General features: G+C 47.5%; 26 protein-coding genes. 10 read left to right on the forward strand and 16 right to left on the reverse strand.

Annotated features, from left to right (window positions below; all coding sequences use genetic code 11):
* From J7E85_RS32595 to J7E85_RS32605, 3 genes are all read left to right on the forward strand, one after another.
* Positions 1-861, forward strand: an 861-nt coding sequence (locus J7E85_RS32595) for a hypothetical protein (protein ID WP_353049608.1), incomplete at its 5' end; no start/stop codon positions are given.
* 38 nt (positions 862-899) lie between these two features.
* On the forward strand, positions 900-2,180 hold the full coding sequence (locus J7E85_RS32600) for a polysaccharide deacetylase family protein (protein ID WP_215164110.1): 1,281 nt from the start codon (positions 900-902) through the stop codon (positions 2,178-2,180).
* Positions 2,181-2,449: 269 nt separating this feature from the next.
* Complete coding sequence (locus J7E85_RS32605; protein ID WP_215164111.1) at positions 2,450-3,562, forward strand: glycosyl hydrolase family 8; 1,113 nt, start codon at positions 2,450-2,452, stop codon at positions 3,560-3,562.
* Positions 3,563-3,589: 27 nt separating this feature from the next.
* On the opposite strand, the gene J7E85_RS32610 is transcribed toward J7E85_RS32605, so the two are convergent.
* The 3 genes from J7E85_RS32610 to J7E85_RS32620 form a co-directional block, all read right to left on the reverse strand.
* A complete protein-coding gene (locus J7E85_RS32610) occupies positions 3,590-4,303 on the reverse strand; it encodes a sulfite exporter TauE/SafE family protein (RefSeq protein ID WP_215164112.1) in 714 nt (237 codons plus the stop codon).
* Between the two features lie 223 nt (positions 4,304-4,526).
* A complete protein-coding gene (locus J7E85_RS32615; protein WP_215164113.1) occupies positions 4,527-4,868 on the reverse strand; it encodes a zinc ribbon domain-containing protein YjdM in 342 nt (113 codons plus the stop codon).
* An 82-nt stretch (positions 4,869-4,950) separates the two neighbouring features.
* Positions 4,951-5,544, reverse strand: a complete 594-nt coding sequence (locus J7E85_RS32620) for a TetR/AcrR family transcriptional regulator (protein ID WP_215164114.1) — start codon at positions 5,542-5,544, stop codon at positions 4,951-4,953.
* 162 nt (positions 5,545-5,706) lie between these two features.
* Here J7E85_RS32620 and J7E85_RS32625 point away from each other — a divergent pair, with 162 nt between their 5' ends.
* A complete protein-coding gene (locus J7E85_RS32625; RefSeq protein WP_215164115.1) occupies positions 5,707-6,594 on the forward strand; it encodes an ABC transporter ATP-binding protein in 888 nt (295 codons plus the stop codon).
* Positions 6,591-7,400, forward strand: coding sequence for an ABC transporter permease subunit (locus tag J7E85_RS32630; RefSeq protein WP_215164116.1), 810 nt, complete (start codon positions 6,591-6,593; stop codon positions 7,398-7,400). Before J7E85_RS32625 ends, J7E85_RS32630 begins: the two co-directional genes overlap by 4 nt.
* Positions 7,401-7,511: 111 nt before the next feature.
* Here the strand turns inward: J7E85_RS32630 and J7E85_RS32635 are convergent, their stop codons facing one another.
* The 6 genes from J7E85_RS32635 to J7E85_RS32660 all read right to left on the reverse strand — a co-directional run bounded on the left by J7E85_RS32635 (position 7,512) and on the right by J7E85_RS32660 (position 11,627).
* Positions 7,512-8,012, reverse strand: a complete 501-nt coding sequence (locus tag J7E85_RS32635) for a cupin domain-containing protein (protein ID WP_083397623.1) — start codon at positions 8,010-8,012, stop codon at positions 7,512-7,514.
* Positions 8,013-8,115: 103 nt separating this feature from the next.
* Positions 8,116-8,271 (reverse strand): EVE domain-containing protein, encoded by a 156-nt coding sequence (locus tag J7E85_RS32640; RefSeq protein WP_251036213.1) that lies wholly within the window; start codon positions 8,269-8,271, stop codon positions 8,116-8,118.
* A 99-nt stretch (positions 8,272-8,370) separates the two neighbouring features.
* Positions 8,371-8,913, reverse strand: coding sequence for a DinB family protein (locus J7E85_RS32645; protein ID WP_215164117.1), 543 nt, complete (start codon positions 8,911-8,913; stop codon positions 8,371-8,373).
* 63 nt (positions 8,914-8,976) lie between these two features.
* The gene (locus tag J7E85_RS32650; RefSeq protein WP_215164118.1) at positions 8,977-9,924 is read right to left on the reverse strand and encodes a helix-turn-helix transcriptional regulator; all 948 of its coding nucleotides are present in this window, start codon (positions 9,922-9,924) and stop codon (positions 8,977-8,979) included.
* 81 nt (positions 9,925-10,005) lie between these two features.
* The gene (locus J7E85_RS32655; protein ID WP_215164119.1) at positions 10,006-10,755 is read right to left on the reverse strand and encodes a class I SAM-dependent methyltransferase; all 750 of its coding nucleotides are present in this window, start codon (positions 10,753-10,755) and stop codon (positions 10,006-10,008) included.
* A gap of 335 nt (positions 10,756-11,090) precedes the next feature.
* Complete coding sequence (locus J7E85_RS32660; protein WP_009591201.1) at positions 11,091-11,627, reverse strand: hypothetical protein; 537 nt, start codon at positions 11,625-11,627, stop codon at positions 11,091-11,093.
* Positions 11,628-11,734: 107 nt separating this feature from the next.
* Here J7E85_RS32660 and J7E85_RS32665 point away from each other — a divergent pair, with 107 nt between their 5' ends.
* From J7E85_RS32665 to J7E85_RS32680, 4 genes are all read left to right on the forward strand, one after another.
* Positions 11,735-12,649 (forward strand): phosphatidate cytidylyltransferase, encoded by a 915-nt coding sequence (locus tag J7E85_RS32665; protein ID WP_213647510.1) that lies wholly within the window; start codon positions 11,735-11,737, stop codon positions 12,647-12,649.
* Between the two features lie 432 nt (positions 12,650-13,081).
* Positions 13,082-14,434 carry a glycosyltransferase family 2 protein gene (locus J7E85_RS32670; protein ID WP_215164120.1) on the forward strand — a complete coding sequence of 451 codons (1,353 nt, stop codon included), beginning with the start codon at positions 13,082-13,084 and terminating at the stop codon, positions 14,432-14,434.
* Between the two features lie 30 nt (positions 14,435-14,464).
* Positions 14,465-15,556, forward strand: a complete 1,092-nt coding sequence (locus J7E85_RS32675) for an acyltransferase (protein WP_215164121.1) — start codon at positions 14,465-14,467, stop codon at positions 15,554-15,556.
* 6 nt (positions 15,557-15,562) lie between these two features.
* On the forward strand, positions 15,563-16,726 hold the full coding sequence (locus J7E85_RS32680; RefSeq protein WP_215164122.1) for a glycoside hydrolase family 18 protein: 1,164 nt from the start codon (positions 15,563-15,565) through the stop codon (positions 16,724-16,726).
* Positions 16,727-16,863: 137 nt separating this feature from the next.
* Here J7E85_RS32680 and J7E85_RS32685 read toward each other — a convergent pair whose 3' ends face one another.
* On the reverse strand, positions 16,864-18,069 hold the full coding sequence (locus tag J7E85_RS32685; RefSeq protein ID WP_251036214.1) for a VanZ family protein: 1,206 nt from the start codon (positions 18,067-18,069) through the stop codon (positions 16,864-16,866).
* Positions 18,070-18,248: 179 nt separating this feature from the next.
* Positions 18,249-19,112, reverse strand: a complete 864-nt coding sequence (locus tag J7E85_RS32690; RefSeq protein ID WP_215164123.1) for a LysR family transcriptional regulator — start codon at positions 19,110-19,112, stop codon at positions 18,249-18,251.
* A 153-nt stretch (positions 19,113-19,265) separates the two neighbouring features.
* Between J7E85_RS32690 and J7E85_RS32695 the strand changes: the two genes are divergently transcribed.
* Complete coding sequence (locus J7E85_RS32695) at positions 19,266-20,255, forward strand: DMT family transporter (RefSeq protein WP_215164124.1); 990 nt, start codon at positions 19,266-19,268, stop codon at positions 20,253-20,255.
* Between the two features lie 194 nt (positions 20,256-20,449).
* Here the strand turns inward: J7E85_RS32695 and J7E85_RS32700 are convergent, their stop codons facing one another.
* The 5 genes from J7E85_RS32700 to J7E85_RS32720 form a co-directional block, all read right to left on the reverse strand.
* On the reverse strand, positions 20,450-21,901 hold the full coding sequence (locus tag J7E85_RS32700; RefSeq protein WP_215164125.1) for an IS1182 family transposase: 1,452 nt from the start codon (positions 21,899-21,901) through the stop codon (positions 20,450-20,452).
* A 194-nt stretch (positions 21,902-22,095) separates the two neighbouring features.
* Positions 22,096-23,571: a protein adenylyltransferase SelO gene (locus J7E85_RS32705; RefSeq protein WP_215164126.1), complete on the reverse strand. Its 1,476-nt coding sequence runs from the start codon at positions 23,569-23,571 to the stop codon at positions 22,096-22,098.
* A 226-nt stretch (positions 23,572-23,797) separates the two neighbouring features.
* The gene (locus tag J7E85_RS32710; RefSeq protein ID WP_215164127.1) at positions 23,798-24,538 is read right to left on the reverse strand and encodes a Bax inhibitor-1/YccA family protein; all 741 of its coding nucleotides are present in this window, start codon (positions 24,536-24,538) and stop codon (positions 23,798-23,800) included.
* A gap of 100 nt (positions 24,539-24,638) precedes the next feature.
* Positions 24,639-24,983, reverse strand: coding sequence for a hypothetical protein (locus J7E85_RS32715; protein WP_215164128.1), 345 nt, complete (start codon positions 24,981-24,983; stop codon positions 24,639-24,641).
* Positions 24,984-25,258: 275 nt separating this feature from the next.
* Entirely contained in the window at positions 25,259-26,317 is a 1,059-nt protein-coding gene (locus J7E85_RS32720) for a hypothetical protein (protein ID WP_215164129.1), read from the reverse strand.
* Positions 26,318-26,349: the final 32 nt, after the last annotated feature.

Genomic DNA, 26,349 nt, shown 5'->3' on the forward strand with positions numbered 1-26,349 from the left:
TTTTATCGCCACCTTGGGTTGATCTTACTGTTTATTACCCGATTTGGCGATTCGAGCGGTGGTGCTCGTTTTTTAATTGCGCTCTATATAGAAACATTGAAATATATAGGAGTTGATATTTTGGCCAGGGAAACAGAGAAAAAAGGGATGGCGTGGTTTAAGAGTGCCCGCTCGAATCAGAACCAGCCCGAGAAGAACAGTGCCGAACAAGAGAATCTTGCCGTAACGGCAGAAGAAGTGGCAGCTTATTCCGCGGAGCCTGAACTGCCCACTGCAGAAGGAAACAAACAGCTATTCTCCAAGGATAACCAGGACAAGATCGGCCTCGATGTCATTGTTTCGATCGAGAACATGCTGAAGGAACGGCAGCTGCTGACCTATAAGAATAGGGGCCTGGAGGATCAGCTCTTTACCGCCAACGAAACGATTAACCGGTATAAGCATGAGCAGATCAAGAGAGATCAGCTGGTTCAGGAGAAGAACAAGGAAATCCGCGAACTCGAGAACGTGCTGACTAACAAACAGATGACCTACGACCAGCTGCTCGAGGATTACAAGGAATACCAGCTAACATCGAACCTGGCGTACGAGAAGCTCTCCAACCAGTTGGAAACCGAAACCGCCAAGTACAACAAGCTCTATGAGGAGTCTAATAATACGCAATATCAGAGCATGCTCAAGATCAACTCGCTTGAAGAGAAGGTTCGGGAGCTGGAGATTGCCAATCAGAAGTACGCGGAGCAATACCAGAATATCCTGGATGATAAAGCCAAGCTGATGCAGACCATCAATGATTTTACAGAGAAGATGTCTTTCTCCTTCTCACCGAAAACCACGGCTTCCAATACACCATCGGAATAATCATACCCGCATAAACAGCTAGAGAAAGGGGGGCCATCATGTCAGAATCCTATGGGAAAATCATAGAGCTGCTGGCGATCGAGAGGGATACCGAAGCATTCGGTCTACGAATCAAGCTATCCCTTATAGAATCGGCGGAGCTAATATGGTTAACCGATAACGAGACCATAGCGAATATAGCAACCGTGGCGGAGTTCGACGGGGTTCATAAATACCGATTATCCTTACATACCGCATGGGATGCTAACAAACAGCAATACATAGGTTCCATTACGCGTACATATCGTGATCATAGTGAGCGGTTCTCATTTGCCTGCTCCGTTCCTTTCAGGAACGAATTAGAGTCCATCAAGAAGATCCGACTTGTAGATGACTTGCATACGCTGCCCTTCTTGTCCACACATCGATCCGAAACGGATCAGCCCGAGGAGATGCAAGCCGAAGAGGACATTAAGACCAATCGCTTCGCAAGGAAACGGCGCCAACTTCCGCTTAAGCTGGTAAGCGCAATCATGATGAGCTTGATTTTTGTTGTATTATTAAGTTCATTTAATTACTCGTATCCCGGTGACATTCGGCCTCACCCTGCAGCAACGGCCACGGCGGAAGCAGAGACCGTCATCCAATTGCTAGCCGAGAACCGGAGCGCACTCATCGGGAAAACCGTGGCAGTCTCAGCGGAGGCAGCAGCGGAGAGCAAACCGAAGGATATCAAACCCTCTTCTGCTTCCATTCCGCAACTGGAGCTGGAGGAGTTCATCTCGTTCGGCCTTCCAAAAGGCTATGTAGCCCTTACATTCGATGATGGGCCATCCCAGCACTCCATCGATATTATGAACGTCTTGAAAAAACACGAGGTTGGCGGAACGTTCTTCTTTGTTGGCACCAATGTAAAAAAACATCCCGACTATGTCAGGGCCATCCATGCTAACGGATATTCCGTCGGCAGTCATTCCATGACCCATAGCCAGATGACAAGCCTTACCTATGAACAGCAGCAGGCAGAGTTGACCCGCGTGGCCGACCTTATTGAGCCTATTACAGACGAGAAGCTGGTACTCTTCCGTCCGCCCTACGGTGCCTTTGACGATCGGACCGAGGCGTTAAGCCAACAGAAAGGCAGTAAAATGGTGCTCTGGAATCGGGATCCCGAGGATTGGCTGACCCGCGACGAGGATAAAATCCTCGATTATGTCCAGCACATCGAAGCTTCCGGCTCCATCATCCTCCTGCATGAATCCCAAGCAGTTGTGGACGCCTTGCCGAAGATTATTAAGCACTTGCAGGATCAGGGGCTCACTATCGTCAGTTTGAACTAGCCAGACTATGGCTTTAAGAAAGACGACGTCTATCGATGTTCTTTCTCAGAAGACAGACCGCATTTAGCGGAAGTTTTTCTGGTGAGATAAGGATGGTAAGACTCTGAAGTTTAAAAGGCCGTCCCCGTTGTTCTGTAACTTCAGACACCGGGGGACGGCCTTTTTTATGGATAAACGAACGATATCCGAGAAGCTATATTTATTCGTCCCCAGGACTTCTTAAAGGCTTTAGGAACGCAGGCGTAGAATAGTATGTTCGAGGTGAACCTATGACAACCTGGATTTCCACTCGCAAGAAAACCATTCTTGCTATCATCGTCGCTCTTGCCCTAACCGGCATCGTCTTCATAGCCTACTCTATCATCCAAAGCAAGGAGAATCCCGACGTGACGGCAGCTTTCATTGAAGAGCATATGACCAACGATAATGGTACCCTTGCTACCTATCTCAAGCCCGCTTCCTCCGAGCACCCGGACATCGTTGCCGGAAGAGAGGCGTTATCCGAGTCACTTGGGCTTTGGATGCAGTACGCCGTTTTATCCGATGATCGATCGCGGTTCGACGATAGCGTCCAGCTCCTCACCACCTATTTTCTCTATCAGGAGCAGGAGCCCTATATCCGGTGGAAGCTCAGGCCGGACGGTGAATCCGAGGTAACGACCAATGCGCTGGGCGATGATCTTCGAATTCTCGATGCCCTGCTGAAGGCGTTCAAGCGCTGGGGCGACGAAGAATACCTTCAATTGGCGAAGGAGATCGGCTCCACATTGCAAGCCTCGGCTCAAACCCTAGGATATTTCGTGGATTATCATGATTTTGAACGTAATGAATCGGCAGCCGTGTTAAGCCTGGTCTACGCGGACATTTCGGCTCTGCGCGAAATGCAGAATAACGGAATCCTGTCCCGCCAGGAGTATGAACAGTATCAGGATCTGCTCTCTCAAATGCCTTCTGACGGCGTCTTCTATCCCAAAATCTATCAGATCGGCTCCGGTCAATATGAGTACGATGCATCGGTCAATCTGATCGACCAGCTAATCGTTGGCATCCATCTGGCGGAGATGGATCAGCGGCCGAAGGAGCTCATACAATTCCTCAAGGGAGAATTCCAGCAGAATCAGCAGCTGGCGGGCGGCTACAACCGGAAGACACGAAAGCCCGACGCGACATATGAGTCGCCTGCCGTCTACGGCCTGGCTATTATCCTGGCGCTAAAAACGAATGACCTCCCTTGGGCCCGGCAGTTGCATGATCGAATGATCCAATTCCGAGGCCAAGACCCCGATTATCCGGGAGGGTATGTGTTTGATGGGAATACACATGCTTTTGATAATCTGTTTCCTCTGCTCGCGGAGACGCTGTTAGAATCAACTGGGAAGTAATCCTCGTCGCTGGAACCTCTAGCGTCTTTACAGACTCTCGATGAGCATATACACACCCGTAAAGATCAAAATGATATAGGTGAATATCTGGAATACGCGCTGGTTAATGACGTTGAATAGACGCTGTCCCATCAACAGCCCGACAAATACCAAGGGAAGTGCAATTCCACTCGACACCCAGACCGTCTTGCTCGTTCCCGCCACGATGACCTGAATGATCAAACTCAGGGAATAGATGAACAAATAGAAGGCGAGGGTCGTCCCTCTGAGCTTTGCCTTCTGCGTGTCGGTCCCCGAGAAATATAACAACAGGGGCGGACCCGGCATTCCAATGCTGGTCGTTAGAGAGCCTGAGAGCCCCCCTACCGTCAGATCCCTGCCATGGCTCTGGCGGATTCTGAATTTTAGCATCAGCATGACGGTTAGTGCCAGAATGATCAGACTAACACCTAACTTCAGATAACGAATATCGATAAGCGAAAAAATAACGATGCCGACAGGGAGACCTGCCGCACTTCCGATCACCAATCGCTTGAGGATGCCATAGTCGATATCCTTGCGTATCCTCGCAATCAGAGCAGCCGAGATGACAAGCGATAGAATCAAATTAATCTGAATGGCCTCGTTAGGCTGAAATAAGAGCAGCAGAAACGGCGTAGCCAGGATAGAGAACCCAAATCCGGTGCTGGTCTGTAGGATGGACGCTACGAAAATAATGACGACAAACAGTATAATATCCACGCTGCACCTGCTTTCATCACGTATTGCGGGAAGCTCCTATTCGAAGCAACTCCATCCTAACATTGTAACATATTGGAATTATGGGGACGGGTCAGTTGGCGCGATTAATTTGTGCATGTTGCGCACCAGATGCTATACGGCGTGCCATGGTTAAATGAGAAAAACCCTTCCGCTAATGGAGGGTTTTGTTACGTATATCCACGATGAAATGGGATAACTCATCTTATATCTTTTTAACAAATTCCGATTTCAATTTCATAGCCCCGAATCCGTCGATTTTGCAATCGATATCGTGATCGCCATCGACCAAGCGTATATTTTTCACTTTCGTGCCTATTTTCAATACAGAGGAACTGCCTTTTACTTTAAGATCTTTGATTACCGTTACGGAATCGCCGTCGGCCAAAACATTGCCGTTCGCGTCTTTGATGACCTTCGTATCTTCATCATGCTCCGCTTCGGACTCCAGGGTCCATTCATGAGCGCATTCCGGGCAAATCAAGAGGTTCCCATCCTCATATGTATATTCAGAATTACATTTCGAGCAATTCGGCAAAGTAGACATCGTTTCGTATTCTCCATTCGTTTTATATTAAATATACCCTATATTAGAAACCTATGCTGGCCAATACTTGTGTTACTGAGAATTAAGCCTTTCCGCAGACACCGTAGAAGAACATATGAACCATCCCCTCCAGGAAGCCGTCCATATCATCACTTTGCTGGGCCATCGCCAGAATCGATTCATATTGATTCATGTACAGCTGGATAAAAGCCAGGATGTGTTCCGTCGATACCTCCGGTGAAATTTCGCCGCTGTCCTTACCCTCCTCAATAATCTGAATGGTAAGCGGAATAGCTTTGTTCCTGTACTGGTCGTCCATATAACGGGCCAATTCTTCGTCATCGATTAACAACTCTTTGATCAAACCGGGCGGGAAATCATTGTAGGACTCCTTCTCCAGAAAAATAATGTGTTCGATCTTCTCCTTCAAGGAATGACCTTCGCTCATATATTCCTCGAAATCCCGGATCGCCTTATCAAAATAGTTGCGAAAAACCTCACGCAGCAGCTCCTCCTTGCTGCCAAAGTAATTATAGATCGTCACCTGCGATACCTTGGCTGCCTTGGATATATCGGCAATCCGAATCCGCTTCAGCTCCGAGGTTCGCACCAGCTCCAAGGTGGTTCTCATAATCTTCTCTTTGATCAGATTCGCTCTTTTCTCAAAACCGTTCATATCCCTTCATCCTTACTCCTAAGATTAGTTATGTAATTAATGAAATTTAAACATAAATTAATTTCATAAAATCATTGACGATACCACAAGCCAGGTATATTATAACATATGAAATATCCGATCTATAATATTTCATTTCTTCAATTTTCCGGAGGTGGCGGTATGTTAACCGTTCAACATTTGACGAAGACATTTTCCAACGGGAGGGGCATCTTCGATGTATCTTTTTCGGTGGAGCCGGGTGAGGTTTTTGGTTTTTTAGGGCCGAATGGCGCCGGAAAATCAACGACGATCCGGCACATCATGGGTTTTATGAAGCCGGATCAGGGACACGTAAAGGTAAATGGGCTGGATACCTGGAGGGAACAAGGGAAGTTTCAATCGGATGTAGGGTATCTGCCAGGAGAAATTTCCTTTATCGAAGGGATGACCGGAAAGACCTTTCTGGATTTCATGGCCGACATGCAGGGAATTCGTGACTTGTCCAAGCGGAATCGATTAATCGATCGCCTACAATTCGATGTTCAGACCCCGATTCGTAAAATGTCCAAAGGAATGAAACAAAAGGTTGGGATCGTCGCTGCCTTCATGCATGATCCCAAAGTCATTATTCTGGATGAGCCCACTTCGGGACTCGATCCACTGATGCAGAAGGTGTTTATTGAGATCGTTCTGGAGGAGAAAGCCCGCGGTACGACATTCTTGATGTCATCCCACAGCTTTCAGGAAATCGAGAGAACCTGTGACCGAGCCGCCATTATCAAGGACGGGATCATCATTGCCGTCAAGGACATCCACGAACTGCAATCCATGCAGCGGAAGCTGTTCGAGGTTAACTTCGTGCATCCAAGCGATGCCGAGGCCTTCCGGAGCTCGGGGCTGCTTATCGAATCTTATGAAGGCAATCGGGTGAGAGTAGCCGTCCAGGGCAATTACGATCAGTTTATCCAAGAGACGGGGAAATACCCTGTGCGGAGTATCGATGTCTTCACCCAGAACCTCGAGGATATCTTCATGAATTATTATGATCGGAAGGGGATATCGAAATGAATGTCACCTTATACAAACAGATGATGAAAGTAAATATGAAAAGCTTGATGAACTACGCGTTCGGTTCCGCTTTCTATATCCTCCTGATGTTCTGGTTATATCCCAGCATCGCCAAGAACACAAAAGCCATTGATGATTTAGTTGCATCGATGCCGGAGGGCGTCGGAAAAGCCTTCGGGCTTAATGGTTTCGGTACAGCAGAAGCTTTCATCTCCGGGGAATATTACGGATTAATTCTGGTTCTCATCCTGGCTATCGTCTGCGTGCAGCTGACGACCCAGCTCATGGCCAAATTGGTCGATCAGGGCTCGATGGCCTATCTGCTATCCGCCCCGACCACAAGAGGGAAAGTGGCGCTCACGCAAGCGATGGTTACGACAAGCGGGCTCTTCCTTATCTTAGCTGTTACGACGTTGGCCGGATTCGCCGGAAGCGCTTGGCTGCTGGGGGATTCCTACGAATTCGATACCGCCCGATTCATCCAGATGAACGTAGCGGCTTTCCTGCTCTTTTTTGCCATCTCCAGCGTCTGTTTTCTCGTGTCCTCGCTGTGTAATGATGAGAAGAAGGCACGAAGCATTTCCGGGTTGATTACGTTTGGGTTCTTCAGTCTGGATTTGATCAGTAAATTCAGCGAGAAAATCGAATGGATGCGCAACCTTACCCTCTTCTCTCTCTATCGACCTGGTGAAATAGTTAACGGGACAGGGGAATTCACGACAACCTCCCTTGTGTTAGCCTTCATCGGTCTGATCGCATTTGGTCTGGCCGTCGTGTTATTTCGAAAACGTGATTTGCCGCTGTAATCAAGCATCTACCGATTTACCCCGTATTTGTTGTTTGCAACTCAAGAGGCTCCCCGATCTGTTGTAGCAGAAGGAGAGCCTCTTGAGTTGCTTCTAATGGCTATCTTTATGTTATTTCACCCACTTATGCAGAAGTGGTCCTTCCTCTCCAAAGACAGGGTCCATATCCGGGACGGGCACGCTTCGGATTTCGTTGATCGCCTGTGCCCGATCCGTCGGGTTCCGCTCCCTCATATTCGGCGTATTCCCTTCGGGATAGGCACCAATCACTTCAAAATCAGGGGTGCTGGTGAGCTTCATATGTGCAGTGCCCGCCGGCAAAACAATCACATCACCGGTGGCAAGCTCCAGCCGTTCTCCTGCATCGCCGCCCACAAGAACGGTTGCGCTTCCGGACCGTACACCCAGGACCTCGTGCGTGTTGCTGTGATAATGATGGTAATCGTATACGCCGCCTGCCCAGCTTCCGCTCCAGTGATGCCGGTTGAAGGCAGCCTCCAAGCCGCTCGGATCATCCGCGAACACCCCATTGTATACAATGACTGGCAGATCGGGATTATTCGGAACCTCTCCATCATCCTTCACGAAAAATGATCGGACATGTACTTCCACGATCATCCGCTCCTTTCAACTCATTGATGCACTCGTAGTACCAGTACCCGGGACGAGCCGTTTTCAAACCGAGTTGTCCAAAAATAAATGTTATGGAGAACGGTCAAAGCGAGTTAACCGTTCTTTGTGGTATCATGTCCGAGCCGCCCAGCATGGCCTCCGCAATCATCAGGAAATCCTCTCGTTTGATCTCCAAATGCCCATAACGAAAGGCATAGCCCCAATTTCGCTTCCCTCGCGTAAAGCTAAGCTGGTCCAATAGGCGGATCCTGCGATTCGGATACCACTCCAATCCAATAACGGGTCCGCTCTTCTAATTGCTCCAACACATCCTGATAGTCCACGACCTGACGTTCCATCATACACGCTGCTGCTCCAAGGCTTGTTTCAACCGGTCTAGCTGCCGGACATGATGCCGATAATGCATCTCGATGAGCAAAAACCACTCTTGGGCATGCAATCCTCCGAAACTCGGATGGGGGACGGTATGCTGCAGGGATGCCTCTCCAAGCATTGGCTCGGTTTGTCTCATTCGTTGGACGACAGTATCCAAACCTTGAATCAACTGCTTTTTCGTTGCAGGCTGCTCCGGGGTATATTGGGGAGACGGCGGAACCTGAATACGGATGGGAGGGAAACTGCCCTGTCCGAATATTGCCATACCTACTTCCGTTTTTCCCGCTGAAGAGACTGCTGCATCCTCAATCGGGTTTAAACATAACTCAATATTTCGCAGATGCATGGATAACGCGGATTGGATCAAGTGCTGATACATTTGCCCGATCGACCACTCGTCCTCTGCTTGTCTGTACTTTAATTCCTCCATGCTGAAACCATCCAGCTCCTGTAGATACACCTGCACCGTCTCTTCAAACCGCTGCAATGCTTCCGTTGTATTCATATCTACCACTCCCATAAATCGTCTTTGTACCGAATATACAAAAACGCTACTGACAACATCATGTCAGTAGCGTTTTAACATCTTTTCCGCTTCGTCGCGGATTCGGTCACGGAAGGATTCTGGCTCAAGAACGATGACATTCGATCCCCAGCCGAGCACCCACTGCATGATTTCCTCCGGCCGGCGAACGCGTAAGCTCACCAGCAATCCGTCCTCACATTCTTCCAATGTCTCCGTGTAATAATTACCTGATTCCTTAACTCGATCCGCAATATCGGGATTTGCCAGAACCCGCACCCGCAGATTACGGTCATCCGGAGGTCGATAGTCGGCCAAGTTAAAATCCGGCGGCATCTCAAAACGCTCCTCAAGGACCGTCAGGTCCTTCATGCGGGATAGCCGAAAATGGCGGATGCCTTGTCGGAGGTCACACCAGGCAACTAATGTCCATGAACCTTGGAGAAAGACCAGCCCATAAGGAGCTGCCGAGCGAAAGCTCTTTCGGTCGCCTTTGGAGTCGGGCATCTTCTTCACATAATGGAATGCTACCTTACGCCTTTCCAGTATGGCTCGACGAACCACTTCAACATAGTCCTTCTCTTCTCCTGAAGTTGTCTTGTTACCGGGAGCAAGCAGCCGCATGGTCTTCCGAACCCGCGAAGCATCGGCACGGACAGGCTCCGGCAGAATAGACTCTATTTTTTTGCGGGAAGCCTGAGCTTTCAAACCATATCCTGCGTCAAAGCGTTGTTCGATGAAATCCGTTCCAATGAGCAGCGCCACGGCTTCCTCCGCCGTGAACATGACCGGGGGCAGAAAATACCCTTCCATTAATGAGTATCCTTGCCCGGGGGCTCCCATCACGGGTACGCCCGCTTCGCTAAGGGCCTGAATATCCCGGTAGATGGTCCGGACGCTCGTCTCGAATATGGATGCCAAATCTTCAGCCCGCACAACCTTTCGCTGCTGCAGCTCAAGCACGATAGCCAGCATCCGATCTGTCTTGTTCATGCTGCTGTACCTCCCGTTCCATTATTAAAGCCGGTACTCTATTATTCTGCAAACAGCGAAACCGATCAAAGAAGGTCCGGCCTAAACCTCTCCCCAGTACACCTTCGTCTCATAATCAAAAAACACGCAGCCAGCCTGCCCATTCCGTTCATATATCGTCCGCAGTTCGTTCATCATCGGCTCGTAGTTCGGATGCCCTGACAGCGGAGCGTAAGAGGACGAGTGCAAACGGCCGCATAATCCCTCATAATCAAACGTTTGCCGATTGAAGAATTTCGCCTCCTTCATGTCCCCCGCCTGGAAAAAAGCAGCCAACGTTTCGTGCGCAATATTCTTCTGATCCACTTCTTTATAATCGGTGCCATAGGTAAGGAGCAACTGCTCATACGCTTCCAGGAATGGCGTCCCCTGCGTGAGCCTGGAATTCCATATCAGGGCAACCTTCCCGCCCGGTCTCAGGATCCGCTGGAATTCCGATTGGGCGGCATCACGGTCAAACCAATGAAAAGCCTGGGCGCTCACGATATGATCCACTGATTGATCAGGCAGTCCCGTCACTTCGGCTGAACCCGAGACCATTCGAAAGCCGGGCTCGCCTCCAAGGTCCGACTCGGCAGCTTCCCGCATCGCCTGATTGGGCTCCACGGCTGTTACGCGGCTCCCCCGCTTCAGCAGCAGCCTCGTGAAAATCCCCGTCCCGGCGCCAATATCGGCAATCTCGCCGACCAATCCTACCGTATCATACAAATAATCCATGACTTCTTGCGGATAACTCGGTCGATACTTCGTGTACGAATCGACGCGATTCGAAAACCGTTCCTTGCTGTTCATCCTAACCACGCTCCCATCCAAGATATAAGCGAAATCCAGACAACGACGATTATTGTTTCATTAGATGAAACCCTATTTCATTTTCAACTCCATTTTATAGCAACACCCGCTTATTAGCCAGCATTTATTGCCTAACACCTAACAAGCTCGGCAGGTGTCTCGTTTGAGCACTTACAATGCAGAAAACCCCACATTCGCCTGGACAGACGAACTGGGGATATTTTGGATTCAATTAGAACGGACTGCCTGTCGAGCTGAGTCGTGATTGTCGTCGCCGCCACCTCCAAAATATGTTACAGCAAACAGGCTGCCGAAACCTGCACGCGAAGTTGTATCTAGGGCTCATACTCGCTCAGCTTCCCTTCATAGATCAGTTGCAGACGCTCGCTTTGGCGAAAATCATCCGGCGTTACCAAGGCGGGCAGCTTATCCCATAGCCTGACTCCGGACCGCTGCAGAATCTCCGCCACGAATTGCGAACAGAAGTAGGAATTACTGAATTCGATCGGTTCCTTTAGCGCGATACCCAAGACGCCCAATATATTATAAAAATACTTTTTGTCCTTTCGGATAAAAGCCTGCAGCACCCGCTTCATTTTCGCGATGTCGCGTTCCGATACCTGAAGCTCATAGATGACACACGTCGTGTTGGGATATTTGCTGAACGTTCCCGTCTTCAAATCCTCCTTCACGAACCCGCCGTTCAAGGGATTGTTTGGATTCTTTCTCCCGAAGCTATATAACTCCGACAGCTCCCGGTTAAAGGAGATCGAAGCGTGGTTGTAAGGTGCTCTCGTGTAGCCCTGAATGACTTTTGTAAAGAGCGTTCCGGTATTGGTAAGCAGTATAAAGACCGATTGATCGTCTACCATTTACGAAATTTCCCCTTATCCGTATTGAATTATTCCTTCATAATAACATATGATTCCTTTAGTAGAACAAGAATCGTACCTCGTGACAAGTTGGTGATGACAGACATATGGACAGTTCGCTTTTAACCTTAATTCTGATATTCTCCGTCTTATCGGTCATCCAGCTCCTCTATTACGTGATGAGCAAGACGCAGCCGAATATCGACTATACCGAAGTCGGATTTCGCATCAAAACCTGGTGGGGCATGCTGGTCATCTTCTGCTTGGCGACGCTTCTGAATCCCGTGGTTTCCCTGCTATCCCTCATGGTGCTAACCTTCTTTACACTCAAAGAATATTTCTCGATGATCAAAACACGGAAGGCCGATCGTCGTTTATTTCTGTGGGCGTATTTAACCATACCCGTTCAATTCTATTGGATCTATATCGAATGGTACGGGATGTTTATCGTGTTTATTCCGATCTATGTATTCCTGGTGCTGCCGCTTCCGCGGTTGATCAATAAAGGCACTGTCGGATTTATGCGCAGCGTTAGCTCAACCCAATGGGGCCTGATGCTCATGGTGTTCGGTCTCAGCCACCTGGCCTATTTCCAGTTTGCCACGCCCCAGTATGGAGCAGGGCTGGTGCTGTTTCTGGTCGTCTTAACGCAGCTGAACGATGTGGTGCACACGCTCGCCTCCCTCTATTTTGGCAGACGAAGAATCGTACCGACCTCCAACCCGAATCTGACTTGGGAAGGCTTTGCCTGCGCGTTTATCATTACCACCGTAAGCTCCTATCTTATCTATCCCTATCTGACGCCGCTCAGCCCGACGTTTGGCCTTCTGTCCGGCATGCTCATCAGCCTCGGCGGCTTCTTCGGCAGCTTGACGGTTTCGGTGCTGAAGCGCGATTTGTTAATCGGAGATGACGGGCGGTTCGATGCCTTGAAGAAAAGCTATCTGAGCCGGGTCGACAGCCTGACCTATACCTCACCGATCTTTTTTCATTTCATCCGTTACTTCTATGACTTTATGTAGTGCCTCAGATAACCCACAGGTATACAACCAAGCTAAAACCTCTAAAGCCATAACCATGCGAGCTATGCTCAACTTGGTTATGGCTTTTGTCAGATATAGAATTTCGTGCTCAATCGCTTTAGCCGCCTAAAATATAGAAAGACGAACCAAAACAGAGACTGCTCTCGAAAAGCATCTATGTATTCGTTTTCTTGCTCCATAGAGCGGTTTTACATTTAGGAGCCAATTACGATAGTTTATTACATAGAGTGTCATATGGGTTTATATGGAATGAAAGGTTTTAAATGGAGATGATATTATCCCTTTATACCTGGATTTTGTCCCTTGACATTGCTTGCTATAGAAAAAGTGCATACCTAATCCGAGTCCAATAGAGTAGGCGCACCATACTGGTCTTCACAAAGAGAGACAGAGAAGAGAGGAGTGAGGAGTTTGCAGTACTTTTTTTATGGATTAGCCGGCGTATTCCTTGTGTTTCAAACCCTGTATACGTTCATCCCGCTGCTATGCAGCAAGGTGAAGAAGCTGAATCCCGATCTCGCCGAAAAATCAATCTCTGTGCTCGTCCCCGCTTACAATGAGGAGCTGACGATTCGGAATTGTATCGATGCCATGGCCGGCTTGCATTACAGCAACTATGAAATCATGATCATCAACGATGGCTCCAAGGATGGGACGCTATCCGCGCTTGACGAACTCCTGGATTTGGAACCCGATGCCAGGATGGCAGACAGTAAACTGACTTATAAATCGATTAAAGGATTCTATCGCTCGCATCGATACCGCCATATTTACGTTATCGATAAGGTGAATGGTGGAAAAGCGGACTCGCTGAATGCAGGCATCGATTATGCCGCCTCCGATATCGTGATCACCCTGGATGCGGACAGCATGCTGGAAGCCGACTCGCTCAAGTATGTGAATCAATATTTTCACGATGACGACATTCTTGCGCTGGGCGGTACCGTCAAAATTGTACAGGGTGCCGTGCGGGACAAGAACGGTGCCATCATTGAGAAGTTTCGCGGAAAAGGGCTTATCAAAAGCCAGATCATCAATTATACGCACGGCTTTTACGTCCGCAAACTCACGCAATCGTATTTTAATTCGATCGTAGTAATTTCAGGCGCTTTTGGTGCCTTCTATAAAGACGTTCTCGTTCATGTTAACGGCTTCCGCAGCACGGTGGGGGAGGATATCGACATTACGCTGAAAATCCACGAGTACATTAAAGACAATCAATTGAAGAAAAAACTCGTCTACGCCCCCGAAGCGGTATGCTACACCGAATGTCCAGAGAATCTCCCCAACTTCTATAAGCAGCGCATTCGCTGGCAGAAGGCGTTTATTGACTGCATCCTCATCTATTGGTCCAGGCTGTCCCGGAAATTCAGCGTCAGCGTGAGCCTGTTCTTTGCGATAGACGGGTTTATGCTGGGGACGCTCTCGGCGTTTACGACGATATTCTATCTGGGGCAGACGCTGATCGTTGGCGGGAACATCCTGCATGCGATCATCTTCCTGCTGATGAGCGTGCTGCTGAATGCCGCGCAAATCATCATCGCCCTGTACTTATGCCGCAAATACGGCAGTACATATACGTTCTCGGATTATGTGAAGATGTTCTTGTTCAGCCAAGCAGAGTTGTTAACCTATCGAAATTTGCTGCTGTACATTAACATTGCGGGGACATTCAAATATTTTGACAATGATGAGGGCTGGGGCTTCGTGGAGCGCAAAGGCGTGGCCGCCATCAGCCAGAACATTGCCGCAGGATCGAATTAACTTATGGTGAAGGAGGCTGCCTGAAACAGCATGGTTGCCAATAAAAGAATTATCTATGTCGATATCCTAAGAATTCTATCCATTGTTGCCGTCATTATTCTGCACTACACAGCGGAGGTGCTGACCAGCACCAACGATTTTAATTCCTCCTCCTGGTGGATCAGCAACGGGTTCAACTCCATATCCCGCTTCGCCGTACCGGTCTTCTTCATGATCAGCGGCGCGATGATCCTGCGCACGAAGATTACATCCTACCGGGAGTTCTATACCAAGCGCGTCGTACCGCTGCTCATTCCCCTTCTGACCTGGTCGCTTATCTATGGCTTGTACAATCAATACTATCTGATGCGAAGCAAGCTGAATGCCTATGAATTCGTTGTTGACTTCGGGTATCGGCTGCTGACCGACCGGAATTATGTGCATCTGTGGTTCCTGTACGCCATTATTGCCATCTATATGACGGTGCCGCTGATGAGCAAATTCATCAAATCCTGCAGCGAGAAGGATCTGCGGTATTATCTGCTCCTCTGGTTCATCGTCAGTATCGCCTATCGCTTCATCTCGGATGCCGTATTCCGTGCAACGGATCAATACATCAACATTCCGATCATGAACATCCCGTTCTTCATGGGCTTCCTCGGCTATTTTATCCTTGGATACTATCTATTCCATTTTGAACTGCCGCTCAAGGCAAAAAATATACTATACAATCTGGGCATCATCTCGTTCTTTATCACGCCTGTGGCCACCTATTTTGTCTCGCTGCGCAGTGGCGTCCTGGATGAGATGTTCTACGGCAACTATTCCGTCACCACCTTCTTCATGGCTGTCGGTTTGTTTATCTTCTTTAAGGAGAAGGAGGCCAAGATCAGCGATCAAGTGAACCATAAAATCCAGAAATTGATCAGCTCGATCTCCCGAGCCAGCTTCAGCATCTATCTGATTCACCTGCTGGTCGAAATGATGTTATCCGGCCGAACCGAGGTCGAGGCCACGTTTCTGGAAGCCTCCCTCAGTCTGATCGTAAATATCTCCATCATCTTCGCCATCAGCTACATCACCGTCAAGGTACTGAACCTAAGCAAAACGGCAACCTACATTCTATTCGGCGGGCGGGGTTAAAGGACGATGAGAATCACGATATATACGAAAATATTCATTGTGGTGCTGCTTGCGGGCATGGGTCTCTATTTCTATCAGATCTCCGCGGCGGAAGAGCGGAAAATCACAGCGGTATACGTGGAAGCCTGGCAGGATTACCGAAACATCAAGCTATCGGACAAAGGCGTGGACATCGCGTTTATCGCTTTTGCCAAGATCAAAGGTACGGATCTCTACTTCCATGAAGACAGCACGACCAACAACCAGATCAAAGAAAACATCAAGCAGTTGAAGGCAGCCAATCCGAAGACCCAAATGGTGTTGGCCGTAGGCGGTTACGGTGCAGATGGCTTCTCCAACGCTTCGCTGGACAGCAACCGGTACCTCTTCACCGAGAGCATCATCAACCTGGTCAAGGAGCTGGACCTGGACGGCGTGGATATCGACTGGGAATATCCGGCGTTCCATGCCTGGAACACGCAGAAGGCCCGCCCGGAGGATACGAAGAATTTCACCAGCCTGATGAAGGAACTGCGGGAGAAGCTGTACAGGCTGCCTCACAAGAACAAGAACTATCTGCTGACGTTCGCCTCTGGAACCCAGGACTGGTACTTCCAAAATGTCGAGGTCAAAAAAGTAGAGAAATACGTGGATTACATCAACGTCATGTCCTATGACCTGACAGGCAAGTGGTCTGACACCACAGGCTTTAACTCCAATCTGTATGTGGACAGCCAAGGGAAATCCAAGCACTCCATTGATGGAATTATCTCGATGTACCTGGACCATGATATCGACAGAAAGAAACTGCTGCTCGGCGTGCCCGCTTATTCGTACGGTTGGAAAAACGTGAAAGAGGCCAAGGATGCCAAAGACGGCCTCTTCGCCGCCGGAACGCCTATCGATATCGACAAGGTGAACCTCAATTATAAGCAGATCGAGAAAGCCTACCTGAACAAAAATGGCTTCAAGCGTTATTACGACAACAAAGCCAAGGCCGCCTACCTCTATAACGGTAATACCTTCATCAGTTACGAGGATAAAGAAGCCTTAAAGGAGAAGGTGGCGTACATCCAGAGTAAGAATCTTGGGGGCGCAATGGTCTGGCAGTACTCCCAGGACGCGGAGGACGGCATCGTGAAATATCTGGCGGAGCATTTGAATGAGAGGCAGCAAGCCGCCAAACAGTAACATAAGGCATACGGTACCTTTTCTCAAAAAAGCCGATGATCCTCGCAATCGAGTGCGGGTCATCGGCTTTTTATATTCTGTCAGCCCCTACGTGTGCTTATTGCGGCCGATTCATCAGTATTCTATATTTTCGTTTATCACATTTCACGAGTGATTCTTACAGCCTCTATGTGACTGTATCGATTAAAATAAAGAGCTTTGTCCTTTTTGATCCATCTGATCACGATATGGCAGAAGATAAAGAACCATAACAGACCTGTAAGAAAAACCACTCCAATTACAAATAGGTTAGCTAGAAGATCTTCACCCATTTGATTAGAAAATATCTTCGATAATGCTGAGAGCAATAAAGGCATATAAACAATGATGTAACGTCGGCTCAAGCTTCCTAACCAATTCCCCTTTTCCGGAAGTAATCTCATGCGAACGATCTTAGAGCCCACCGTATGTCCTTTCCAAATTACAGGGATAACTACCATAACCACAAAGAAAACAATGGCAAAGATGATCTCGTCAATAAGTACTCCTGGTCTCTTCAGCAACCCGAATATAAAGTTGGTTATTATTCTGGCAATTATTATATTTAGAAGAACCTCCATGAGTTGGGCACCAAAGGTTGCCTTTCTCTGATTGTTAAAGAAGTGGCTTTGCTCACTAAGAGTTTCCCTCGATGGAATTAACACCAAAAACATGGGAGCGAGGATAAAGCCTAGTACAGTCCCCACCGTATTTGTCATCAAGTCATCTACATCAAATATACGATAGGGGCATTCAAAAAAGCCAAACAAAGCGGTTCGTTGAGTTATTTCAAAGAAAAGCGAAACACTAAATCCAATAAGAGCAGCATGAAACCATTTAGCTTTCCCCTTGAAAAAGTACCTCAGAAAGACACCTAAAGGAAACAAAAGCAAAACATTAAAGAACATTTGATAAAAGGCCCGCGTCGTTAACAAGTCGATATAACTTGAAGGCACCGCCCAATGAAATCCGCTTTCACGTTGAATATCCCGAATAAATTGAAAAGGACGATTTTGAATGAAAATCGCGCCGGGATCCATCGAAGCACAATTACTCCGAGTACTGGGTATCGGAAAAATCACTAAGAAGAATGCACTTAATCCATAAAAGATAAAGCTTAAGATAAGTAATGTTCTCCAAAAGCTAAAGTACCCATGTTTACGATACTGATAAACGGCCCATGGAAGCGTCAAAATGAACGCTAATAAAAAACAAATGGCTATCGCAACGAAAATAGGCAATACATATGCTTGCATTTCATTCTCCCTTTCTAATAAACAAGCCGAGGAATATAATAACAGGAAAACTGAATGAATTTCAATCATTTATATTCTTCCCAAATAATGATCCGTCATCCCAGTAAAACAATAATAGACTGTCTCTTTCTGCTCTGTTATAGATGTTGGGAGGTCTCGAAAAAATAACCATACGAAAAAACCATGGGTTGAAATCCATGGGCTTCCTAAATTCTTTATTTCCATATGCGCCGTCCTCTGGCAACCGTTCATGTTCCAGTCCTAGTTCGAGCAACAATTTCATCCATAAAGCATTGTAATGTGCTTGTTACATACGAATCTTTTCGCCGAATAAAAATAGTTGTGATTTCATGGTAAGGTTCAGGTATGCTATGGCAGAATACCGTTCCATTCGCAACCAGATTGGAAATAGATGACTCTGGGATAATCGTAATTCCTATTCCTGCAGCTACACTGCCTATAATCGTCCCGAACGTTCCAAACTCCATGATCTGTTTGGGAATAATCCCCTCGGCCTTCATCCAGCTTTCCAGTCTATCGCGATACCCGCAGCCTTTATTGTACAGCAATAGAGGCCTTTTCGTTATATCCTCCATGGAAAAGGTTTTTTCTTTAGTTACAAGTACCAGCTTTTCTTGGATAACCTCAACCTGTTCGATTAATGGATGCCTGATAGGTCCTGTCACAAAGGCTCCATCCAGCTTCATATCAATCACCTGTTGTAACAGAAGATCGGTAACCCCGGCTTTTAATGATAATTCAACATTGGGGTACTTACCATGATAAGCCGATAAAATATATGGAAGAAACATCACCGTCTCCACAATCCCAATTTCCAGAACACCAGAGGGGTTCGATGTATCTTGAAACGTACGTTTCAGTTCTTCCATTCCGGACAAGATTTCCCTCGATTGTTCTAACAACCGCTTTCCTTCCGGGTTTAAGATCATCCCTCGCTTATGCCGATAGAACAATGGCGTCCGAAGCTCTTTCTCAAGCAGCTTAATTCTGGCCGTCACATTGGATTGAACGTAGTTTAGCTCCAATGCGGCTTTACTGACACTTCCATACGTAGCAACAGCCTGAAAAATTTTCAAATCATTAAACTCCAATCTAACCCCCCCCTGCTCTCTGGTATGTATTCACACCTGCGAAGTATCATTATAAATGATCATAAACTTTATTTTCAATCATTTTACTAAAACCTTTCGCCCTCCTATGATGAGTTATAACAAACAAAGACTTGGCAGGGAGAGAGACATTACATGCTAAAGAAACAAATCTTCATCGGGTCCATCCTATGCCTGATCGCAAGTATGTCATGGGGGGCTATGTTTCCTGTTGCACACATCGCGCTGCAGCAAATGGATCCATTCTATTTTTCGTTTATCCGTTATTTCGTCGTTGCCGTCATCCTCAGCGTGTTGCTGTGGATGAAAGAGGGGAGAGCCTCCTTTCGTCTGGAGGGAAGAGGCAAGACATTGTTATTCTTGGGAACGATGGCATTTACGGTCTACAATATGTGCATTTTCCTTGGACAGCAGCTCATGGGTGAGGCAGGTGCTGTCGCAGCCTCTATTATGGAGTCACTCATGCCGATGATATCCATTATGATCTTGTGGATCACGTCCAAAAAAACGCCGAATAAATACATGCTTAGAAGTGTAGCTATCGCGTTTGTCGGAGCTGTACTCGTGATCACCAACGGGAAACTTACCTTTTTCAAAATGGCTGGACAACATCTTGTTCCTTTATTTCTGATTTTTGTTGGGGTATTGGGATGGGTGGTGTATTCGATGGGGGGAAGCCGTTTCAAGAATTGGTCGATCCTGCGTTATTCTACGCTAACCTGCTTGCTAGGAAGCGCTGTGTCCTTCGTTATCGTTACGCTTGGGTCCGTCTTTGATTTGATTCCTGTTCCAACATGGAACACGATTCTCTCGATTAAATATGAAATGTCATTCATGATTTTATTGCCCGGGCTAGCAGCCTTGCTCTGCTGGAATCAAGGGATCAAATGGTTATCACCGCTTAACGGCATACTATTTATTAATTTTGTTCCCATTACCACATTCGTTATTATGGCTCTTCAAGGCTACCAAATCAGTAATTATGAATTTTATGGAACGCTGCTCATTATCTTTGCCCTTGTACGAAACAATGCGTACCAGAGGAAAACCATACGCGTTAATGATAACAGAGCTTATTCTGTTGCCCATGAGCCTAAAGATGAGATCATGGAGACTGCCCGGTAGATATCGGACAGCTCCTGCCCTTTGAAAATAATATCCGTAATAAAAAAAGGGCCACTCAGGGTAGGAGGCCACTGAAGAACTTGTGCTTTTTCAAGTGGCGGGTAACGTCCAGTCAAAAAAGAAGACATTCACACCCAAATATTGGGGCCAATGTCTTCTTTTTTGGCATTTTTCGGTTGTGTTCTCTGTTTTTCTTACTCTGCTATCTTCAATATTCGTTTTAGATTTACCGCAAATATAGCCATCGCACCTTGTAACTGCATGCCAAGCAGACCCGAGGATGTGGCGACATCATACCCGTGTCCATGTTTGAGTTCGCTGTTTTTCGCTTCAATTTTGTAGCGTTCCTTGGACTTTGCTTTGAAATACTCTGTTTCCTGAAACGCCATTTGTTCAGCATGCTCTTCGGATTTAATGGTCACGGAGTAGCTCTTGGTTTTGGCTCCCTCTTTGTAGCAGCCTTCTTTAAGCGGGCACCGTTTGCATTTCTCCACGTCGAAATAGTAGGTGTCTTGCTGGTTGCAGCTTACGCCTTTCTTGCCTTGCCGAGCCTTTCGAATGGCCATATGACCGGCCTTGCATACGTACATGCCGGCATCCTTGTTAAACAGAAATTCGTCTTCTTTCTTTCGTGCGCCTTGTGTTATGAGCGGATTGAGTTTCGCTACAAGCTCAAGCTCGTTCGCTTTCGCGTAGGTCAGGTTTTCCTTCTCGGAGTAGGCGGTATCGCCGATTACGGTTTGGACTTGCATGCCGGCCGCTTGGCTTTTCTCAATAAGCGTCTGCAATTGCTTACCATCATTTTTCTCGCCTGTGGTAATCACCGCCGCCGTTACGATGCGTTCCTCCGTCATGGCCAGATGCGTCTTGTAGCCGAAGAAGGCCGAGTCTGCACTTTTGTGTCCGACTCGCGCATCCGGGTCCGCCGCATGGCGTAGTTGTTCGACGTCATCCTCCACCGTTTCTTTCAGCAGGTTAAGCGGCTCCAGCACTTTCGGCACTAGTGCGATCCCGGACTCCGTCTCGATGAAGGCGATTAGCTTCTGGCAATATACGATCTCTTCCTCGATCACATCGTTCGTATTCTTTGCCGGCATTTTGGCCTTGACTGTTTCGTCCATGGTGTAAACAGCCTTTCGGAGCTTCCGTGCTTGATCTTGCAGGATTTCCCGCGGCGTCTTTTGGTTGTAGCGCGCTTTCGTATGCGTGGCATCCACGATAATGGAAGTGCTCTTCAAGACCTCTTTCTCAATAGCCAGTGCTACCGTCTTGCCGATCAGCAAGTCCAAGAGGTTCATGTCCTGTAACCGAAGCTTGCGGAATTTCGTCAGGGAACTCGGATCGATGACCGGATCTTCCGGCGCCATGCCGAGAAAGTACTTAAACGACAGGTCATACCGCGAACGCTCGACGATGTCGATGTCCGACAGCTCAAAGATGGCCTTCAAGAGCAAGTATTTAAACATACGGATGGGATCAATTGCGTTCCGACCGTGATCCAGACAGTATTTATCTTTCAGTTCCTCGTAAATAAACCCGAAGTCCACCATTTCGTTGATTTGGCGCAGCATGTTGTCCTTAGGCACGACGATGTTATATAGCTCCGCGTACGGACTTAGCATCAGGGCTTGTTGTTGCCGAATCATTCGCTCACCCGCTCTCCATGATGCCTTAATTATAAACGAAAAGAGGCATAGCCTCCTCAATATTCTTGAGAACTATACCTCTTATTTGATCAAACGGACTTTTTCAGTGGCCTCTCAGGGTAGGGAGGGCCCTTTTTTGCAAGCATTTATTGTGAATTTGATGTAAATGAATGAGTTGGTCTAATGCTTCTATATCAGGTGCCGCAATAGGTTCGGTAAGGACGGGTGGATAGCTCAGGCAGCGTAGAGTACTCAGCCTGTTCCGGGGAATGCGCGTAGGGTTTCGAAAGAACGTCAAGAAGCCGTTCCATCACGCTGTAGTCCCCATGTTTCTCCGCCGCTTCGAGTGCCTCTTCTACCCGGTGATTGCGCGGGATTACGGCGGGATTGCTGCTGCGCATCAACTCCTGAGAAGAGGCTTTTGATTCCTGCTGCCTGCCAAGTCTCGCCTGCCACTGCTCAACCCAAGTAGCAAATTCCGTGGTGCCAGACAGGGCCGTGTCCTCGGGCTTATCAAACGTTAACGCACGGAAGGTATTGGTATAGTCCGAACGATAATTTTGCATCATCGTGAGGAGATCCTTAATCAGGGCTTCATCCTGCTGCTCTTCATTAAAGATTCCCAGCTTTGCCCTCATTCCCGCGAGCCAATGTTGGTGATACAACTTGTTAAATTGTGTGATTGCATCCTCGGCCAGCTTGACAGCCTGCTCCTCGTCTTCATGCAGCAGCGGCAACAGGGCTTCCGCTAATCTTGCGAGATTCCACGCAGCAATATACGGCTGGTTGCCATAGGTATAGCGGCCTTCCCTGTCAATGGAGCTGAATACTGTGTCCGGATCATAGGTATCCATAAAGGCGCAAGGACCATAATCGATAGTTTCTCCGCTAAGGGTCATGTTATCGGTGTTCATTACCCCGTGAATAAACCCAACAAGCTGCCATTTGGCAATCAGTGCGGCTTGACGCTTAATCACTTCCTTCAACAGGGAGAGATAGCGGTTCTCACCAGGGTCAACCTCTGGATAATGCCTCTCTAGGGTGTAATCAGCCAGGGTCCGCAGATCTTCTATTGTACCCGCACCCCTAGCGTACTGGAATGTGCCAATGCGTAGATGACTTGCTGCGACGCGTGTCAGAATGGCACCGGGCAGATCCCTTTCACGGGTAACGGGCTGACCGGTTGTGACCACCGCCAGGCTGCGGGTCGTAGGGATGCCAAGCGCGTGCATCGCTTCGCTGATGATATATTCGCGCAGCATCGGTCCAAGTGCAGCCCGACCATCGCCCCCGCGGGAGTATGGTGTTCTGCCTGAGCCCTTAAGCTGAATATCCATCCGCTCCCCTTGGGGAGTGATCTGTTCACCAAGAAGGACAGCCCGGCCGTCCCCCAGCATCGTAAAATACCCGAATTGATGTCCGGCATAAGCTTGAGCCAGCGGGAATGCACCCTCGGGAATCTGGTTGCCCGCAAACACCGCTGCACCCTCATCGCTTTGCAGTGCCTGAGCGTTTAACCCAAGGGTTGTTGCCAGGCGTTCATTGAATACGATAAGCTTGGGTGAACGTACAGGGGTAGGATCTTGTTTTGTAAAAAATGAATCCGGCAGCCCGGCATAACTGTTGTCAAAATTCCATCCCGCATCTATTGCTGCTTTTTTATCTGTCATGGGGTCTCCTTCGATTTAAGACATGGTAATGATTTCATGATCTACTCTCTCTATAAACACAAATAGCTTCTTTTAGGGTTTACTACGGGCATTTTATTATTCCACTAAACACCTAAGGATATCAGGCCCGACTGATAGGACATCCGGGTCAAAGAACCTTAGGTCAAGATAAAAAAATAACTGTCGAGGCCTTCTCGACAGTTATTTTATGGTGCAACCCTAGAGCTTAATCGCGATTGGCCAGCTTCGCAAGTAAACGGACAATCTCGATATATAACCACACGAGAGTAACCAATAAACCGAAGGAGCCGTACCACTCCATATATTTTGGTGCTCCCTGCCGTGCCCCTTCTTCGATAAAGTTAAAGTCGAGCACAAAATTCAGGGCGGCGATAATGATGATGACAATTGAAATCCCGATCCCAATCGGGGTGCTGTCATGCAAATATGGCACTGCCACACCGAACATTCCAAGTACAAAGCTAAGCAAATATACAAGCGCAATGCCTGCTGTAGCTGCGAAGATGCCCCGTTTGAAGCCCGTACTCGCTTTGATCAGGCCGGTCTTGTACGCCAGCAGCATGCCCATGAATATGCACATCGTCAGTAAGGCAGCCTGCAGGGTAATGCCGTAATATAATGATTCATAATTAGCGGATAAAGCCCCGAGAAACAAACCTTCAACAACCGCATAGATTGGTGCCAGATAAGGTGCTGTCCTTGGCGCAAAGCTGATGATCAACACCAGAATCAAGCCGCCAACTGCCCCGCCGATCATGAATGGAAATACATCGTATCCGTTGAAAAACATAGCCCAGGATACGACAGCTGCCCCTATAAGCAGCGCTAGCAGCATGAACGATTTGTTTACCGTTCCGCCGATCGTCATCGTCTCTTGGCCACTGTAATGACCGCTCTTCTCGAACGTATTTTCGTTCAGTGTCGGATTTCCGCTACGACCTATCAAATCAATGCCTCCCTAACTTTTTTTGTTTTCATTCTATCATATGTTGGGATATTTTAGGATATAAAAAATGTCGTTCTATCGATCAAAGAAAAAAAGCTTCTCACCGGTTTGTAGCCCGGCAAGAAGCAAGCAATGATAAATCTTTCCAAATATTAAATCCGAGCCATTTCTCCTGGAACATATCCTTGCCTTCCAGATTGTTGAGCGGACCAAATGCAAGCTCGAAATCTTTATTGCCGTCAAAATGATCCATACTCAGCAAAATGACCGACATCCGCTCCATGCCTTCACCCGGCTTTAGCTCATCCTTCACCTTGAGCGCAAGCGAGCTTACTTCCGATATACTAAGGTCGGAATCAGGCAATTCAAGCGTCACTTTCAAACTGTTCACATTCACCGTTTGTTCCGACTCGTTATCGATCCGGTATTTGGCCGTCAAAGCCACGATTCCTTTATCGCCAAATCCTTTGAACGAATCCTTGTATGAAGGCTATTTTATTTTTCCTACACTAACACAATTCTGATCGTTTGCGGCAAAGACTATTGATTGAACTCCCGTTTTTATTTTTCTAAACATGTGTATTTTCTCGCTCGTGCAAATATTCTTTATAATGCCCCCGCGGAAAATGCTGAGGGGCGCCTACTGTGGCGCCCTTCATTAGTTATTTTTTTACTATTATGACCGAACCCAACCTATTCATATCTATTAACATATTCTCTCTATTGTTTTTTAAAGTTACGTTCCATACGTACAAGATTGCCATAGTTATCGAACTTGGCAACGATGGATTCTTTGCCTTTGCTGCTGAACGTATAGTCTCCCCAGTCTTTATCGACCTTTAACGTATAGGAAGACAGATCTACGCCGAATAATTTCTTCGCGGCAGGCTTGGCCAGCGCAATGCCTTGCTCTTTTGTCAGCGATTTTGGCTTCTGATTATCCTTCTTTGGCGGAACCGATATGGAAATAAGCTTACCTGTCTTCACTTCGACTGTAGCATACGCCTCAACGAAGAACGCTCTGTTATCAACCATCTCCAAGGCTTTATATTTGCTGCGATCTCCATTAACTTCGACTCTTCTTTTTAATTCCCATACTTCTTCTCCGACTACCCCGTTTATTTTTTGTCGCTCAATGTTTGTAAATGGCTGAACCTTGCTAATCCCCATGCTTTTTACCGCTTTTTCAGCCTCTGTAACGATTTTGCGATCTACATCAGCCTCCTTATATTTCAAGCGGTAGTTCACCGATTTACCCGTATTTACGTCGATGGTTATGAACTGCTCGTCTTCCGCATTGAAGGTCACCGATGCTCTCTTTTGCCCTTCTTCATTGTCCTGAAAAAAATGCGCTTCTGAAAAAGCAAGTTCCGATTTGCCGTTCAGTTGCTTGCCAGCCGACTGCGCTGCCTTCAAATACGCTGGATAATCTCCTGTTATTTCATCAATATTGAAGCTAAGCGACACGGTGAGAACCTTGGCTGAAATGGCATCGACTGAAATAATAGCGCTCCGATCCTTGGCTTGAATGATCCAGCTCTCTTTTTTATTTTTATCTACGTAATATTCGCTTTTGGAAGCTTCCTCCAGCTTAAATACTTTCCCATTGGCGTATTGTTCAATCGCCTTTTCTGCTGCTGCTGTTAAGGTGTGATCCAAATCAGCATATTGAATCACTTGCGATTTTCCGTTGTTTCCGTGGACTGGTGCAGCCATAACAGGGGTTGCAGCGAACAAGCTGCATACCAGTGTAATCGTGAGTAATTTATTTATTTTCATAGATAATACCCTCCTATTTAATAGTTGTTCAA

The organism is Paenibacillus sp. ISL-20 (genome assembly GCF_018613005.1).
Classification (GTDB): domain Bacteria; phylum Bacillota; class Bacilli; order Paenibacillales; family Paenibacillaceae; genus Paenibacillus_AQ.